The organism is Desulfitobacterium elongatum (assembly GCF_055378975.1).
This window is the reverse complement of the sequence record NZ_AP038772.1, coordinates 1,048,693-1,065,398: the sequence shown is the minus strand read 5'-3', so window position 1 is coordinate 1,065,398 and position 16,706 is coordinate 1,048,693. Positions and strand designations below refer to the sequence as shown.

The 16,706-nt window shown below is 34.8% G+C and carries 13 protein-coding genes; 2 read left to right on the top strand and 11 right to left on the bottom strand.

The annotated features are described in order from the left end of the window. Window positions 1–145 precede the first annotated feature (145 nt). The 9 genes from ACZ42W_RS04865 to ACZ42W_RS04825 form a co-directional block, all read right to left on the bottom strand. Window positions 146–1,750: a recombinase family protein gene (locus ACZ42W_RS04865; RefSeq protein ID WP_144677865.1), complete on the bottom strand. Its 1,605-nt coding sequence runs from the start codon at window positions 1,748–1,750 to the stop codon at window positions 146–148. Then, the gene (locus tag ACZ42W_RS04860) at window positions 1,743–3,452 is read right to left on the bottom strand and encodes a recombinase family protein (protein ID WP_144677864.1); all 1,710 of its coding nucleotides are present in this window, start codon (window positions 3,450–3,452) and stop codon (window positions 1,743–1,745) included. Before ACZ42W_RS04860 ends, ACZ42W_RS04865 begins: the two co-directional genes overlap by 8 nt. Then, window positions 3,453–5,120 carry a recombinase family protein gene (locus tag ACZ42W_RS04855; RefSeq protein WP_144677863.1) on the bottom strand — a complete coding sequence of 556 codons (1,668 nt, stop codon included), beginning with the start codon at window positions 5,118–5,120 and terminating at the stop codon, window positions 3,453–3,455. It abuts the gene before it with no gap. A gap of 143 nt (window positions 5,121–5,263) precedes the next feature. After that, on the bottom strand, window positions 5,264–5,509 hold the full coding sequence (locus tag ACZ42W_RS04850; RefSeq protein WP_131929395.1) for a DUF6870 family protein: 246 nt from the start codon (window positions 5,507–5,509) through the stop codon (window positions 5,264–5,266). 49 nt (window positions 5,510–5,558) lie between these two features. Beyond that, window positions 5,559–7,874: an ATP-dependent DNA helicase gene (locus ACZ42W_RS04845; protein ID WP_144677862.1), complete on the bottom strand. Its 2,316-nt coding sequence runs from the start codon at window positions 7,872–7,874 to the stop codon at window positions 5,559–5,561. 563 nt (window positions 7,875–8,437) lie between these two features. After that, window positions 8,438–8,857: a sigma-70 family RNA polymerase sigma factor gene (locus ACZ42W_RS04840; RefSeq protein ID WP_144677861.1), complete on the bottom strand. Its 420-nt coding sequence runs from the start codon at window positions 8,855–8,857 to the stop codon at window positions 8,438–8,440. A 353-nt stretch (window positions 8,858–9,210) separates the two neighbouring features. After that, the gene (locus tag ACZ42W_RS04835) at window positions 9,211–9,774 is read right to left on the bottom strand and encodes a hypothetical protein (RefSeq protein ID WP_131929407.1); all 564 of its coding nucleotides are present in this window, start codon (window positions 9,772–9,774) and stop codon (window positions 9,211–9,213) included. Window positions 9,775–10,066: 292 nt separating this feature from the next. Beyond that, window positions 10,067–12,163, bottom strand: coding sequence for a GTPase domain-containing protein (locus tag ACZ42W_RS04830; protein WP_144677860.1), 2,097 nt, complete (start codon window positions 12,161–12,163; stop codon window positions 10,067–10,069). 491 nt (window positions 12,164–12,654) lie between these two features. Next, the gene (locus ACZ42W_RS04825; RefSeq protein WP_144677859.1) at window positions 12,655–13,221 is read right to left on the bottom strand and encodes a hypothetical protein; all 567 of its coding nucleotides are present in this window, start codon (window positions 13,219–13,221) and stop codon (window positions 12,655–12,657) included. Window positions 13,222–13,400: 179 nt separating this feature from the next. Here ACZ42W_RS04825 and ACZ42W_RS04820 point away from each other — a divergent pair, with 179 nt between their 5' ends. Both ACZ42W_RS04820 and ACZ42W_RS04815 read left to right on the top strand, forming a co-directional pair. Beyond that, window positions 13,401–13,817 (top strand): helix-turn-helix domain-containing protein, encoded by a 417-nt coding sequence (locus ACZ42W_RS04820; protein WP_144677858.1) that lies wholly within the window; start codon window positions 13,401–13,403, stop codon window positions 13,815–13,817. A 63-nt stretch (window positions 13,818–13,880) separates the two neighbouring features. Next, window positions 13,881–14,393, top strand: a complete 513-nt coding sequence (locus ACZ42W_RS04815; protein WP_144677857.1) for an ImmA/IrrE family metallo-endopeptidase — start codon at window positions 13,881–13,883, stop codon at window positions 14,391–14,393. A 182-nt stretch (window positions 14,394–14,575) separates the two neighbouring features. On the opposite strand, the gene ACZ42W_RS04810 is transcribed toward ACZ42W_RS04815, so the two are convergent. Both ACZ42W_RS04810 and ACZ42W_RS04805 read right to left on the bottom strand, forming a co-directional pair. Continuing rightward, a complete protein-coding gene (locus tag ACZ42W_RS04810; RefSeq protein ID WP_144677856.1) occupies window positions 14,576–15,409 on the bottom strand; it encodes a gamma-glutamylcyclotransferase family protein in 834 nt (277 codons plus the stop codon). Window positions 15,410–15,439: 30 nt separating this feature from the next. Continuing rightward, on the bottom strand, window positions 15,440–16,702 hold the full coding sequence (locus ACZ42W_RS04805; RefSeq protein ID WP_144677855.1) for a PDDEXK-like family protein: 1,263 nt from the start codon (window positions 16,700–16,702) through the stop codon (window positions 15,440–15,442). Between the last annotated feature and the right edge of the window lie 4 nt (window positions 16,703–16,706).

Below are 16,706 nucleotides of genomic sequence, written 5' to 3'. Positions count from 1 at the left end.
ACATACCAACTCACTCTTATATTATTAGTTTTGCAATTCTCCTTAGTTATACCATATCTTGGAATGTAATTCAATGAGAGCTACATAAGGTGTTCAAAACGAAGCCGAGCAGTTTCCCTAAAGAAACTACTCGGCTCATAAATAATTAAATCAGCTCAATTATCTTCTTATAATCATCAGCGAACTCCCAAACAATCTCAATCCGATTCTCGTCAAACACATAAATCGAATCGACAAGTTCCGCAACCAATTCCCTGCTTAGCTCCTTAATTTTATGCTTTCCCTTGAAATGATCCACAAACTGATTGTCAGATTCTTGTTTTTTTATATTTTGAATTTCATATTCTGTTTCCAATTTGCTGATCTGGTTCGTTACTTTTTCCATTTCAAAGCTAATCTTCTCTTTTGCCTGGATATAATTATCCTTACTCACTTTCCCATCAAGGTACTTCTCATATTCTTCAACCTTTAGTGCATTAAAGCGCTCAATAGATTGTTGTGCCTTTCTAATCTCCTGAACAATTGTTCCAATTTCTTTTTCAGATTTTGTTGCAGCTTTAGATATCAGTTTCTCTGCTTTATTAGCAAGAACAGCCTGTTGCTGAATAGAAATAAGCAATACCTCCAAAACATCGGATTCATTTATTTTCCCTCGATAGCAAAGGCACTGGTCATCATAAAGATACCGACTGCATTTATAATATGGTTTCTTCCTTGGGAACCTCTGTAGATTTTTATTACAATAACCACATTTCATTTGTCCATAAAGTACCCTTTCTGTATCAATGGTATAGCTTTTTCGTTTATCTATTTTTCTAATAGCACCTTGGGCTTTCTCAAAGAGTTCCTCACTTACAATAGCCTCGTGGGTATTTGAAACGACTATCCACTGCTCCCTTGACACTGCCACTGTCTGTTTACTATTTACATCTAACTTTTCCCGTTTATGATTTAGAGTGCTGCCAATATACGTTTCATCTTTAAGAATCTTGAGGATAGCCATTGTCTGCCACACTAACGTGCTCTTTGTTTTTGACCACTTTTTATTTTTATGCTTCTCTTTAAAATAAGCTCCAGGTGATGGAATGCCCTCTGCATTGAGTAGCTTTGCAATGGTACTGGTATTGTCCCCATCGGCTGCCAGTTTAAAAATCCGTTTAACAATCAATGCAGCTTCTTCATCAACCTCAATGGAATTCTTTTTTTCTTTTGATTTCAAATAACCATATGGAGCAAAAGACCCAATATATTCACCCTTTTTCATCTTTACTGTTTTAGCAGTCTTCACTTTCTGGGAGAGGTCTTTACTGTACATATCGTAAATCAGATTTCTAAATCCAACATCAATTCCGGCTGTTATTCCATGGTTTTTAGCGCTGTCATAGCCGTCATTGACAGATATAAACCTCACCCCTAGAAAAGGGAATACCTGCTCCAAATAGTCGCCAAGCTCTAAATAATTTCTTCCAAACCTAGAAAAGTCTTTAACAACAATACAATCAATTTCTCTTCTTTTTACTTGTGCTAGTAATCTCTGAACCGAAGGTCTTTCAAAATTGGTTCCGCTGTAGCCGTCATCACAGAATTCTAATACCTTCCCATCAGCCAGCTCTGAATGATTACTAATGAAGGACGCAAGTAGGTTTCTTTGATTACCAATACTGTCGCTTTCACTTTTGATTGTACTTTTTGCAATGTCTTTGTCTTCATCAGAAAGTCTGATATACATTGCTACCACCAACTTATTCATAAGACTTCACCTCAATTCCTTGAGTGGCAAAGTGGCCTCTTAGTACCTCAAAGTCGTCTTTGAATTTGAAGTTGATATGAATATTCTTGTCTGACTTGAGCTCAATGGAATGTACCAAAGCCGTCAGCATTTCTCTACTTAATTCTGGAACATCCATAAACCTTCTAAATGCAGTTAAGTACTTGTTTTCATGTGTATAGACCTCAGCAAACCTACTTTGCTCTATGAAGAGCTCATCAAGGCGGTTTCTAAACTTTTCCTCTCTCTTGTCATAGTCATTCTTTGCATAAAGATATTCTTGTTCCGTCAGCAATTGTTCCAAATAATCGTCAAATAGTGTAGTTCTGATTGATTGCAACTTTTCTATCTCTGTCTTCTTTTTTTTGATTTCTAACGCAATATTATTGCTTTCATTACTGCGCTTGTTTTCTGCCATTACATTATCAATAATCTTATCAATATCATTCACTAGCTCTATTTCGTTTTTAATGGTTTCGTAGACAGCAGCCTTCAGTTCATCTTCAAAAATGTATTTTCTAGAGCATTTACAACCATTGTTACTTTCGAACGTGGTACACAAGAAATAATAATACTCTATTTCACCTTTCTTAATGTGCCTTCTTCTTACTAAATTGCTTTTACAGTCGCCACATTTAGCAAGGTCTTTGAAAATATTCTCTGTATTCTCTAAATGCTTGTTTCTATCGACGGCTTCATGAAATTCCTCATTAATCAGTACTCTCTTATTGTGCACAATATCAAAACTCTCTTGGTCAATTATTGGCTCATGATCGTTTTCGATTATTGTCCATTGATTTCTTGGCATTCTTGATTTCTTCTTTCCCTCATACAGAGAAGCTTGAATCTTTCCATAAATCTTATGTCCTAGATAAACTTCATTTTCTGTAATTGCTTTTATTGCTATTCGTTGCCACACACTTCCCTTATAACGCTCACTTTTCCATTCGCCTTTATTAAGCTTATGTTTGCTAGGTGATGGAACGTTCATATCATTTAGTCTTCTGGCAATTACAGCATCACTTAATCCTTCAAGCTTCCATTTGTAGATTTGACGTATTACCGCTGCAGCTTCCTCATCTACAACCAAGGTATAACTGCCATCGTTAGGTCTGGCATAGCCATAGGGCACGTGAGCTCCTAAGAACTCTCCCTTCGATTGCCTTTCCTTGAAGGAGGTAATAATTTTCTTTGAGATGTCTTTTGTATAAACGTCATTGAGTAAGTTTTTAAGGGATATGATCAATCCTTCATTTGTGTTTTCGGGATTAAAACTATCATAATTATCATTAATGGAAATAAACCGTACTCCTAAGAACGGAAAAATCTTTTCAAGATAATTTCCAGTTTCAAGATAATCTCTACCAAATCGAGATAGGTCTTTAACCACTATACAATTTACTCTTCCAGCTTTCACATCATCCATCAATCGATTGAATTCTGGCCTATCAAAATTAGTTCCTTTTTCGCCATTATCAGTATAAATCGAATAGGTTTGTAGATAAGGTCTTTCCTCCACGAACTGTTTGAGCATATACGTCTGATTATGAATAGAGTCGCTATCTTTTCTATCTCGAGTGTCTTCGATTGAAAGTCGAACGTAGATGCCAACCTTAAAAGCTTTCTCTGATACAATGGTCTCTTGATTTGCAATAACTGATTGTCGTCTGCTTTTTCTAGCCATTTACATCGCCTCCTTTAACACTGTTACATCAAAGGAATCCGATTTACTTGCACTTTCGATGAAGCGAATAGCACTTTCATATTCACTAAGATACCTAAAATGAATATCAATTTTGCCGTTTTCGTAGACATATATTTTTTTTATCAGTGATACAACTACTTTTCTAGTCAGCGTTTCGATATTTTGGTACTGTTTAAAATTCTGAATCCAAAGATTGATTGCGGTTTTATTGTTTACAATATCCTCAATTTCACAAGTTCTTTTTTGAATTAAATTTTCTGCCTTTTCTAGCTTTTCATTGTACCTACTGACATGGGCTTTGTATTCTTCTTTTGTTATAAACTGATCTACATAACTCTCGTAGGATTTCAGTTTATAATTTTGAATTTTCTCAACTTCATCCATTGCCTTTTTTATTTGTGAATCCAATTTAATAATCTCTTCTTGCTGGTATGGTAAAGATTCAATGTACGCCAAAATTCTTTCTATATCTAAAACGCTTTGAATATGAGCATTCATAGCCGTAAGTACCGCTTCTGTGAAGCTTTTTTCGCTTATATTGTGCATTGTACAACTATCTTTATCGTTTCTATTGCTTGAACAGGCAAAATAGTAATATTTCTTGCCATTAGCAGGAACCGTCTTGCGAATCATGTTATCTTTACAATCTCCGCAAGCAACAATTCCTGAGAACATATATACTTTGTCCTCTTTAGGAGCAATTCTAGTATCATGGAGCAACAAAGCATTTACTGTTGCGAAGAGATCCTTAGTAATAATTGGGTCATGAGCATTCTCTACACGCACCCATTCTTCCTTTGGCCGCTCTACTCTGTTTTTGACTTTATAATTTGGTGTGGTGCGCTTGCCTTGTTCCAGAACACCAAGGTAAAGTTCATTGGTTAGTATTCGTCTTACAGCAACCGCCGACCAAAGTGCTTGCTGTTTCACCTTGAAGGTTGTTTTATACTTTTCGCCTAAAGAACGCTTATATTCCAAGGGCGACAAGATCCCCAACTCATTTAAACGAGTAGCAATTCCTTGTTGACTCATGCCTTCAAGTTTCCATTTAAAAATGTCACGTACAATGTCAGCTGCATACTCATCAATAGCCAGTTTGTGCTTCTCATTCTCAGCTTTTCTATATCCATAAGCAGCAAAAGAGCCGATGAAATCGCCCTTTTTACGTTTGATTTCAAGCTGGCTCCTTATTTTTATAGATGAATCACGACAATATGAGTCGTTGATTAAATTTTTAAACGGAATCATGATGTTGTCTGTAATTGATGATCCTTCCGCGCTATCATAATGATCGTTGATGGCTATAAAGCGCACACCAAGAAAAGGAAATACTTTTTGAATGTATTTCCCTGCCTCAATATAATTTCTTCCGAATCGTGAAAGATCTTTAACAACAACACAATTGACCTTGCCCGTCTTGATTTCTTCCATCATTTCAAGAAAAGCAGGACGATTAAAGTCAACTCCACTAAAGCCATCATCGACATGAGCAGAAACAATCTGTACATCTGATTTCGACTTCAAATAATCCTTTATTAGTTCCTTTTGGTTTGAAATGCTGTCGCTTTCTTCTTTGTCACCATCATCTTTCGATAGTCTCACATAGATTGCAACATTATAAATCTTTTCGCCTTTTATAAATTCCATTGCAAAGCCTCCTGTTATTTAAAGTATTAGCAAAACTTTAAACACATTAGGCTTCACTGAAATAGTCCAATAAAAGCATAGCACAGAACTTACCCAGCGTCCAGATATTAGGAAAGCACTTTTAAAGTTTTGCTTCTACTGTTCTATAAGTTCCTAAAATAATTTTCCAGCTGATCTTCAAGAGTTGCTGTTGTTTCTGCAAAACTCATTTTTACAACAACCTTACCACATTTAAAGCAATAAGGATTTTTCACTTGCCTGATGTAATCCTTTTTACGCTCATCTATTGGCAAATCCGTATTTACAGTTACTGTTTTAATATCTACCAATGTATCTGGATCAACAGTTCTAATATCTATTTCTTTCATTTCTCTTAATGTCATAGGCATATCTATAAAATCCTCCTTTCACGAGGTGCTTCTTCAGTCACATGTTCTTTTATTTCGAGTCACAAAAGTAGTCCACCGACTTTACTTGATGCAAAAACCTATTCACCTCATCCAGCGAATCAGTAGCACGGTAATCTGACAGTGCTCTTAAAACTCTCCTTCTGTACTTACCTTTAGTACTAATTCTAAAATCCAGGATTGCAACAACTCCTGTGTCGGTTTCAGATCTAAGCAGCCTTCCCATACCCTGTTTTAATTTGATTATCATTTCTGGAAAAACAATTGTATCAATGAATGTTTTTATATCAGCAAGCTCCTCTTTTTTGTAATCAAGAATAGGCGTTGGCGTTGGAAATGGTATATTAACGATGATTAACGATGATAATATGTCTCCAGGGCAGTCAACACCTTCCCAAAATGATCCGGTAGCAAAAAGAACACCGTTTCTACTCTTTTTGAAAGTTTCAACGATGTTCTTCACGCTCTTATCCATCTTAATGATTGGAAATTCAATTTGGTCTTTTATTAGTTCATAAATCTTAGAAAGTAATGTATATGACGTAAATAAGATTGCTGTATGCCCTGAAGTTGTTTTTACTAGATTTAAGATTTCTTCAGCTAGTGCTGATATATAATCCGTACTTTGTTTATCCGGAAATGGAACCTTTTCGCTGACATACAACAGGGCATTGTTTCGATAATCAAATGGTGATTTGCAGCTTGTTTCCTTGATATAATCGCTAGATATCTTGTCAATGCCCGTAGTCCGCTTGAAGTAATCAAATCCGTTATCATCTGAGAGGGTTCCAGAGGTTACTATCTTTGGTATCCCATTTACCCAAAGCAAGTTGCGTAATTGCCGTTCCAAATCCGTTGGTATTGAGCAGACTGAAATGAACCTTTCACTGCCAGGATTCTCAAGCCAATAAATGATGTTTTCATCTCGATAGAAAACATTGACTTGTTCAATAATTTCAGCAATCAATATTTCTAAATTTCTATTTTTTGAAATGTCTATTACACAGAATGCCTTAATCTTCTCTATTTGGCTAATTATCTTAAGTAACATCTGTTTTTCATTATAGCCAATTACAATTCTTATCTGAGATGCGTCATCATCAATAGATTCTGAATTAATCCTTGAAGTTAAAGCAGTAAAGAATCTCGATTTAGTAATTTCCATGTCTTCTATCATTCTCTTAGCTGTAGTGAGGTAAGCTTTGTTGCCTTTCAAATTACTCTTTAAAATATTCGCTATTGTATGGACACTATCACTTGTAAAACTTGTCCCTAAAATCTGAATGGCTGCTTCTGTCAATTTATGAGCCTCATCAAAAATGACCAATGCATGCTCTGGCAACAATGTATGCTTTCCCTTATCTCTCTTAACCGTGTCTGCGAGATAATAGTTGTGATTACACACTTGAAAGTCGTGGATAGCTGATCTCACATTGTCCATGTGTGTAATATATCTACAGTTTTTATAATATGGACATGCAATTTCACAGGATTTTGGAACATTTATTTTTTGAGTAATATGATTTTTTAGACCCTTATACTCATCAAGATCAATACTTCCTTCCGAAATCTTCATCCCTTTTAACTTGCTTAATAACTCGATATCTATTGCCTTTTGACTGGTCTTCAAATAATCCATCAGTCGATCATATCTCATTTGACAAAAATAATGATCCTTTCCTTTTCTCAAAACAGCACTCAATGGTTTGGCAATGATTCTTTGCTTTATCAACAGTTCAGAAAGGACCGGTACATAAGTTTTTATTATGGCATTTTGCAAATCTATACTTGAAGTCGATATGGCACATGGGATATAACAGTCTTCCCCATCTAAATAGGTAAACTTCCCCGATTGGATTCGCCTTTTCCTTTCGTATAGGACATAGACTAAACTGGCAACTAAATAAGCGAAGGTCTTTCCAGTACCAACTTCTGCTTCACAAATTGCAACATGGTTATTTTTAATGCCCTCATACATAGTTTTTGAAAGCTCAATTTGATTTTCTCTAATGACAAATCCTTTTTCCGTCATCAGTTTTCTAAAAATATAATCAATCATTTCTAGCGGACTTTTAGGAAGCGCAGCTTTATAATACGGTGACTCACTAAGTTTCTCAACGAGCTTATTCTGAATAGCCTCACTAAAACTATGTTTACTTCTTAAAATTGGCTCAATTGAAGCTTCTGAAATATTGACCACATAGTAACAATTCAAGGTCATGTTTTCTTTTATAGCAAATATATACTTATTCTCATAGGTGAATAAATATTTCAATTCATTTCTGCATCCACTCTTTTTGAGATATTGATGCATATTCACTTCATCCGTCATGTTTATCTCAAACATTCTTTTCTCTCCTCGTTTAATATTAAACTTGACAGCACAATGATACGGTGGCCTGCACAGGCTGTTTGGGAATTTTATTAACCCACTAATGTACAGTCCACCGCATAGTTTCTGCTGTCAAGCATTTCGTTTGAACAGTAGATTTTTATGTGTCAAATTTGTTCTCAACGCCCCTGACACAACTAAGGGGATACATCAGGTTGTTCTTGGAAACATCATATAAGCTAACATGGCTATAAGTTCTCAAGCCAAATGAGCGTTATCCTGTCGTTTATTGCAGGCTGCCCAATGCGGTAAGGCGTTCAAGGCAGAAGTATCATTATTTATCCCTTTGCTAGTCATCGCAATTAGCCGTTCCACGGGCTATTTCAAGCCGGATTTAGTCGCTCTCGTCAATGACGGTCATGGCGATCCGCTTATGTTGCTTGCCTTTTAAGGGCTGCAAAGGTGGTTTTCCTGATATATCGTATATTCAGTTTTCAAGGAGCAATGAGAAGGAAAAAATTACCCCCTCACTTCTAAGCCGAAAAATGAGGGGGGGTGGGCGAATCTTTTTTGAATTTTTATAAATAATTTTTTAGCTTGCTCAGTATTTTGTCTTTGCGATAACTGATTGTTTTTCTTGGAATACCTCTCTCTGCCGACAACTCGCGTTCACTTTTTTCATTAAAAAAGAGCTGGATAAGCAAATCCAACTCTTCATCTGGTAATAGAACCAGGCATTCTCGTAGTCTTTCAACCATGATTTTAGTAGTCACAAGTTCACAGATATCCTCAACAATCGAGTCAACAAGAATATCTTCGCCCAACACGTCTTGATGAACATTATCCAGATCTGAGTAAAGGACCTTTCCATTTACCAGATCACGCTCTTCCAAGTAACGCTCACGGCGCTCCATCTTGAAATACTCTCTGTACACTTCTTCTGAAACTTCCTGAATTGTATCTTCAATACGAATACAAAACTTCTTTTTCTTATCCATTTTTATAACCTCCAAATTTCGTTTTGTAATTTATCTAGCGAAATTTGGAGATCATGGATAACGAGCTATGTAAGCTTCCCATCTTTTCATTGGTTTTCTCCTGTTTCTGGGCATAAAAAAAGACCGGAAGTGAAAATCACCTCCGGCCATATACGCCGTATATTTATTTGCTAATTAAAAAAGGGCATAAAAAAAGCCCCAAACCAAAATGGTCTGAGGCAGTTGCATCTGTAATTAAATTATTTAAAATCAAAATCCACCAGCATAGTCATTGTAACATGCTTGATGTCGGATAACAGTACGGAAACTATCGGGTATTAATCGGGTTATTGTCGGGTATATGTTGGGGCGGTTTATGCCTTGAAAAAGCATGGAATATCAACTTCATCCCCTGTGGTTTCAAACATTCCTCTCATTGATGGAATAGTATATCCCCACATACATATTGCAAACAAATCAATCGCTTCTCTTTTCTTATCATAATAAGTACTTCTCTCCATATTCAGTAGTTCCAACATCTCTCTCTCATTATAATTATCGATTGTTAAAAACTGCTTGCTTAAAATCTCATAATAGAGCTTCCCATTTTCAGGATAGCCATGTATTTTGCTCATCGCTGATTCAATCAAAGAAATTAGCCATTGTGTTTCAAATAAAGATCTAACCTGTACAGAAAACCTCTCTTGCTCAATATCTGGAGCAAAGTTAGCCAAATACTCAAGCGCCTCCTCCATTTTTTTACTACTATAATATTCAGCACTTTCACATACCTCATTCGCACGATTTGATACAGACCATACCACAGGACGGTACATCATCAGAAGCATTTTGCTTTTATGTAGGACCGCTGTGCGGTCAATCTTAAGACCTTTATACATAAATGTACATTGTTTATTAACTTTGCTCTCTTTTCGCATGATATCTTTCCTTTCTGTATTTATACAATCCAAGTTATCAAGATTTTAGTATCTTTCTGAAATGCTTAATTTAGACGTTTTACCACAATACAAAAAGTCCATAACTTCCCCATGTGAATAGGAAAGTTATGGACCAAATAATACCAAACCAGATAGTTAAATTGGTTTGCGATAATATCGTCATAACATTTTCTTACATTCAGCATAGGTCTTTTTTGAAGCGTGTGGCTTCATACTTCGATAGCTTTCTTGGATCATATTTAATTTTTGTATTGTATCAAGCAGCTACTATTTAAACGTATAAAACATGTAAATCTGCTGCTTTATTTATTGCTAATGATAAAGTTTTAATAATTGCATCAATGTAAGCACCTTCATTGATTTCTGCCTTATTAAAATAAGGATTGCAATTGTTTAGAAATCTATTAAATTTCATTCCAAAGCTAAATGAACCTTGGTTTTCAGCATCCATCAATGCTTTAAAATAGAGCATTTGAGCAACAAACTCCAAAGTATTAAAGTACCCACTGTTAATGATTATTTCATTCAGTCTTTTACTTCCATCACTTTCTTTAAACGCTCCACCCTTATACTCAACAGCAGTATCTAATAATTTTATTATAAAATCCTTTGTCACAAAGTTTTTAAGATTGCCAGGAAAATTCACTGAGAAGGACTTACAATTATAAAAGTATTCTTCAATGATATTAGACGTATATCCATTACCATTCTTTAACCTTCTACGTAGAGCATTATAAGCATTTCCATGTGGAGTTTTACCCACACTATCTGCTATATCAAGAAGAGATGGTGCAAATACTTTTTTTTCGGTTTCTGGAAGAGCAAAAGTATTCACAACAAGACTCTTTACAGCATCTTCATTAATACAAGGTAAAATATTTGACTCTCCACTATCTGACAGGACAAATTTTATTTTCACAGCATTAGCTTGTAGGTGCTGTGTCATTTCTTCAACCATAATTCTAATAGCATTAATAGCATTATATTCTATTAAAAGCTCCCTAGTCATATTGTTGTCCTTTTTCAGATAACACGGTAAAGAAAGTATTTCAGAAGATTTCCTATTTTTATGCTGAGATTTCTGTAGCTCTTCTCTAATAGTAGACATTTTATCATTAACTTTATTCTTTATTTCATTAAAAGATAAAACTTCATTGGAAACTTCTATTGATAGCGGGTCTTCACTACTGAGTTCTTTGTTCAATGCGTCTATAAAAAGGTCAACCTTATTATTCAAAATGAACACCGGTATTTGCTTATTGTATTTCTTCATAGAGTTTGAATAAAGTTCTCTAAGCTTTGCTTCATTGGTATCTCCTGTAAGCGGACAGACTAGCATTAATGCATCATAATTGATACCATATAAAAGTTCCGTAAAATATTCTAAATTATCATCCTCACCAGAATTAGTATGATATAGGCCTCTTGTATCATATATTCCAATTGCTATATTCCCATCCTTGCCCATAAGCACATTCTTTGTATTCTCTTTGGATTTAATCATTTCTGCAATTTTTTCATGTATCGGTGTATACATCACTATTTCAGAACATAGCACCTCAATTGATAGCTTGTCCCCTTTACGCAAGTCATTTGAGGTAAACATTGCATCAACAAAATCACTACTAGATTCTTGTTCATCCAGATTAATCACAAAGTAATAATACCCATCTTTCGAGATATCATCATTTTGGAAATAATTAAAAAATAAACACTTCAAAGATTGATTAACACCATTCCATATATCCCATAATTGATCCAGAATATTTTTATCTAATTGATCAAATGATTTTTCAACTTCACTCCTTATTGCTCCGAACATTTTTGCAGAGTTGTCCTTCACTTCTATATTTCCCAAGTTGTTCTTAGCCGTGTTGTAGATAGAATAGTTGTTTTTATAAAAATCATTATTTTCTAACACACTAGAAACGTCCGTCGCCAACTTGTCAATTTCATCCTCAGTAAGAAATGAAAGTATTGCTCTCGAATTAACTTTTGTTGTTATTTCAGCAAGCAAAAAAGTAATAAAATCCTCATTTGCCTTACCTGAAACATAAGCTATAACTTTCCCATTGTCACGCACCACTTTTGACATAGCTACAACAATAAGATCGATAAAATCTTGTCTTTCAAAGATGTCGTCTCTTAATTTAACTGCAACAATTATTTCATTAACTAGAGCTTCTGAATAAACCACTACCCGTTCCTTTAATGTTGAATTTGTCTCTCCAACACTTTTACCAATAATTTTTTTTGCTCTTGGAGATGCAAATGTACTAGTGATTTCACTTTTACCATCACCAGTGCCTCCAGCAACACCGATTGTTCTAACATTTGGTGTTAAATTCACATGATTCAAATTTCCCATAATAATATCTCCTTTTTTTGTTTTATTTACAAAACAAAAAGTCCGCAGATTCCCTATGTGAATAGGAAAGCTACGGACATATATTTATAGACAAAATCTCAGTAAAGAGAAATTCAATAATATCGTCGCAACACTTTCAAACCTTCAGCATAGTTCTTTTTGAAGCGGGTAGCTTCATACTTCGACTGCTTTTTATTTTGCATATATAATTTACCATAAATACGAATGTCTGTAAATGGTTTTATGCAAATACTTTCAAAAAGCTACACACTCTTACTATACTTTGACCCCAGAAATAAGCAGATGGTCAAATCCAGCTTCACTTCAGATAATAGAATCTGCCTTCCTATCCATTGCAATCATCGTCCTAATATTGAATAATTTAAAGCCATAATTCACCAGCATAGCTAGTGTAACATGTCGTTTGTCGGAAAGCAGTAGGGAATCAGTCGGAACTTTATCGGGTTAAGGTCGGGAATTAGTCGGGGCACTTATAACTTAAAAAAGTTTGGTATTTCTATGGACTCTCCGTCTGCTATTCCAAATAATCCTCTCATTGATGGAATCGTATAGCCCCAAAGGCAAATTGCAAATAGATCTATCGCTTCTTTCTTCTTGTCATAATAAGTGCTTCTCTCCATGTTTAGCAATTCAAGCATTTCCTGCTCAGTATATTTATAAACGGTTAAATATTGCTTGCTCAAAATTTCATGATATATTTTCCCATTGTCAGGATACTCGTAAATTTTGTTCATCGTGCTGTCAATTAATGATATCAACCACTGTGTTTCAAATAACGATCTAACTTTCTCCGAAAACTTTTCCTGTTCTGTATCTGGTGCATAGTATGCCAGATATTCCAGTGCTTCCTCCATCCTCTTACTGCAATATATTTCAGCACTCTCACAAACCTCAAACACTCGATTTGACGCTGACCAAACCACTGGTCTATATATTTTCATTAATAGCTTGGTTTTGTGTAAGACAGTTTCTCGATCAATATTTAAGCCTTTATACATTAACGCACATTGTTTCATTACCCGACTCTCTTTTCTCATGTTATCTACCTTCCTTATATTTCATGTTGACTATAGGCAACATATAGTGGTATATTTATTACGAACGAAGTTGCATGTTTCTTGTTCAAATTATACACGAACATACTTTCGTTTGTCAATGAAATTATTATGAACTATGTTGCATATAAAATGCGTCAAAATAGGAGGGAGTCAAAATCATGTTGTTTGGTGATAAAATTAAAGAACTCAGGAATTTGGCAGAAATGAGTCAGCAGGAGTTAGCTAATAAGACCGGTCTTTCATTACGTTCAATTCAAAATTATGAAAGCAATCAACGTTATCCAAAGGATGTTGCCATTCTGAATAAGCTATGTATTGCTTTAAGCACCACTATCGAAGAATTAATGAAAGAAGAAGATAATTTTATCCAAGAAGCAGCAACGAAATATGGTACTCGCGGCAAGAAAGATGCGAAAATACTTGTGGAAGAACTTGGCGGCTTATTTGCAGGCGGTGAGTTGAATGAAGCAGATAAAGACAAGGTATTTAGAGCCATCACAGAAATGTACTGGAAAGCTAAAGATAATAATAAGAAGTATACTCCAAAAAAATATATTGAGGATACAGATAAATAATCACTGTCCGTTTTTTAGGATATGTTATTTGATATGCTGATTATGATAGGGGGTGAATCCATCATGCCAAATAGAGACTATATCCAATCAGTCGCTTACGATCTTATAAAAAAATATGATACCAGAGACCCATTTGAAATATGTAAGGCAACAGGTGTAGAAGTTTTCTATGCCGATCTAGGCAACCTAAAGGGAATGTACAAATATCTTAAGAAAAATCGATTTGCTGTTATCAATGAAAAATTAGACTCCTACACAAAAAAGCTTGTTTGTGCTCATGAATTAGGCCATGATATTTTTCATCGTGATTTAGCAAAACGAGTTTGCTTGCAGGAATTTATGCTTTATGACATGAAAAGCCGTCCTGAATATGAAGCCAATTTATTTGCATCAGAAATTCTTTTACCGGATGATGAGATTTTCACATATGCCTATGGCGGTTACGATATTGAGCAAATTGCTAAAGCACTTTATACTGATATAAATTTAGTCGCTTTAAAAATGGCTTCAATGAATACAAGGGGATATGAATTCAGAACTGTCATTGATCCTAAATCAGATTTCTTAAGAAAATAAGCAGAGTCTTTTACCCATTAAAAGGCTCTGCTTTGTTTTAGTCTAATTCATATTTTTATATCTTCATTTCAAAATTTTAACTTATTTTTATGTGTCCTAAAGCTTAATCAATCGTAGTAGGGGTAATTTCGGATTATCACAAGTAGATTAACAAACCCCTTAAATTTTGTAAAGTAAATGCTCTATTCCCAATTCTGTTTCAAAATTCTAATATAATCGCTATCTATTCCGTTTTCCTGAGCCCCTTCGATAACTCGTTCTAAATATCCTAGTCTTGGTTTCCCAAGTTTATTGTTTGATGCAATATAAACAAGCGCTTCGTATTGTCTTTCAACTTGTTCCAGACTCATAACAGTAATATTCTTTCTAAAGTATGTGTTGTGCTTAACGCCTTCACGCTCATCTAGTATATCAATATGTTCCTTAGTTATACTCCATAGAATTCCATCAGTATGTGATAAGCTATCCTCAATAATTGAGCCAACACCTCGTTCATTAATGATGAATCTGAATCCTTGAAGCCTAACCCTAGCTTCAATCTTTGCTCCAGGACACCTCTCTGACATTTGTACCGAATTCATATTTGAGCCATATGCAAAATAATAATATGCAATATTTATGATCTCTTCTGCCATTCTTTTGGCTTCATTGATTGTTTCTATCAGCATATTTTTTTCATCTTTATAGCAATCCGCAATACGAGCTGCCGAAGCAAGCCTTCCATAGAATTCATATTTATTATTGTAATCAATATATTCTTGGAAAATATCTTTAAGTTCATAGAAAACATAACTTAATTCTCTGGCAAGCTTTGTACAGACCACCTGTCTCCCAGCAAACCCAAGCTTTCCAATCCCTACAACAAAAGGTGGATTTCCTTGCCATAGTTCAAGATCTTTTGTCATAGCATCAGTAATGACAACATCCGCTCCACCCCACAAATTCACATCTTTATCCACTTTAAAGTTCTTTGCAGAAACTTTCAACTGCAAATCATCAATCCTTTTTAGCATCATACAATCACCTTTCTTGTAATAGTCTATCAATCATAACTCAGATTCTACCCGCCTTATAATAGGAGTAAGTTCTTCACAAATCCTTTTCGCTTCACTGTAAATATTGCCATAAAGTTCTATACAGTTTTCTGAAAATCTTTTAAAATTATAATCCTTACCGGATGAATCATAAATATAATCCCATATTAAGCTACCAGATGCTGCTCTTTTGATATTTTCAATATTATGTGCCTTACGAATAGCGTTAAGACATTTCTTATATATTTGCGGATGCAGTTTTCCAATATCTGCTTTTTCAATAATTTCACATTCTCCCTTTGTGGTAAATGCAAAGTAATAGTACAAACGGTCATCAATCTCAAATGCGAAGCAGAATTCATAATTACCAGAGTAACTCTTTACGAGATACCTTTGCCAAATTATTTCTTTAGCATTATAGTAATTTTCAATAGCTTCAAGTTCCATTTCATCAGAAGATATTTTTTTATAACCAGCTTTACGCATTTCGGATTCCAAAGCTTTAAATAGCTGTAAAATCACTCGGGATTTTGCAATATTTAGAGCACCATTAATATTGATAGCACTTTCCAAAGATTCCTTATCCATTAAGATAAGATTGGCAATTTCACTCATCATACCACCATCCTCGCAATCAATCTTACCACTCAGTTGACACACAAGTCTTTTATATTGCATAACTGTCTCATAGAGATTAGGATATTTAGTAGATTCGTCACAACACATTTCAAGCCAATGGTCAATTTCACTTGCATAACTAATTTGATAGATATCGTGTTTCAGTTTTCCTTTGCTTTGTTCTGTTGGCTCATGACCGTCAAGAGTAAGGTAAACAATGAATATCTTATTTTCATCACGCCTGCATTGATTTACAACGGTATTAAAGTACCTATCAAGCTGTGATTGCTGGTCATATGCATAAATTTTGTTTTCAATTATCATTGTATAGCCATCGGGGAGGTAAATCAGTAAATCAATGTTAAACCTTTCTCTATAAACGGTTGCTGTTAACAAATGTTCATCTAAAAAATGCGGCAATGGTGTACCAGCCTTATTTTCAAGTACATTCAAAAACAGAGAAAGATACTTTTGCTTCATTATGTGAGATCCTCTAGGATTAAGAAGCTCATAGATGAATCTTGAATGCAACATAACTTCTTCATCTTCCTCACGAAGGATTGTAAAGATGTTAAAAGAAGTCTTATCATCTGCTGTATTTGAATTGTATTCCTCAATTATTTTCTCAGTTTTATCAATGAGTTCTTTCTCTTTCAAAACT

Excerpts from the sequence above, each read along its gene's own strand:
- ACZ42W_RS04865 (WP_144677865.1), bottom strand. The coding sequence starts at position 1,750 with ATGAATAAGTTGGTGGTAGCAATGTATATCAGACTTTCTGATGAAGAC.
- ACZ42W_RS04860 (WP_144677864.1), bottom strand. The coding sequence starts at position 3,452 with ATGGCTAGAAAAAGCAGACGACAATCAGTTATTGCAAATCAAGAGACC.
- ACZ42W_RS04855 (WP_144677863.1), bottom strand. The coding sequence starts at position 5,120 with ATGGAATTTATAAAAGGCGAAAAGATTTATAATGTTGCAATCTATGTG.
- ACZ42W_RS04850 (WP_131929395.1), bottom strand. The coding sequence starts at position 5,509 with ATGCCTATGACATTAAGAGAAATGAAAGAAATAGATATTAGAACTGTT.
- ACZ42W_RS04845 (WP_144677862.1), bottom strand. The coding sequence starts at position 7,874 with ATGTTTGAGATAAACATGACGGATGAAGTGAATATGCATCAATATCTC.
- ACZ42W_RS04840 (WP_144677861.1), bottom strand. The coding sequence starts at position 8,857 with ATGGATAAGAAAAAGAAGTTTTGTATTCGTATTGAAGATACAATTCAG.
- ACZ42W_RS04835 (WP_131929407.1), bottom strand. The coding sequence starts at position 9,774 with ATGCGAAAAGAGAGCAAAGTTAATAAACAATGTACATTTATGTATAAA.
- ACZ42W_RS04830 (WP_144677860.1), bottom strand. The coding sequence starts at position 12,163 with ATGGGAAATTTGAATCATGTGAATTTAACACCAAATGTTAGAACAATC.
- ACZ42W_RS04825 (WP_144677859.1), bottom strand. The coding sequence starts at position 13,221 with ATGAGAAAAGAGAGTCGGGTAATGAAACAATGTGCGTTAATGTATAAA.
- ACZ42W_RS04820 (WP_144677858.1), top strand. The coding sequence starts at position 13,401 with ATGTTGTTTGGTGATAAAATTAAAGAACTCAGGAATTTGGCAGAAATG.
- ACZ42W_RS04815 (WP_144677857.1), top strand. The coding sequence starts at position 13,881 with ATGCCAAATAGAGACTATATCCAATCAGTCGCTTACGATCTTATAAAA.
- ACZ42W_RS04810 (WP_144677856.1), bottom strand. The coding sequence starts at position 15,409 with ATGATGCTAAAAAGGATTGATGATTTGCAGTTGAAAGTTTCTGCAAAG.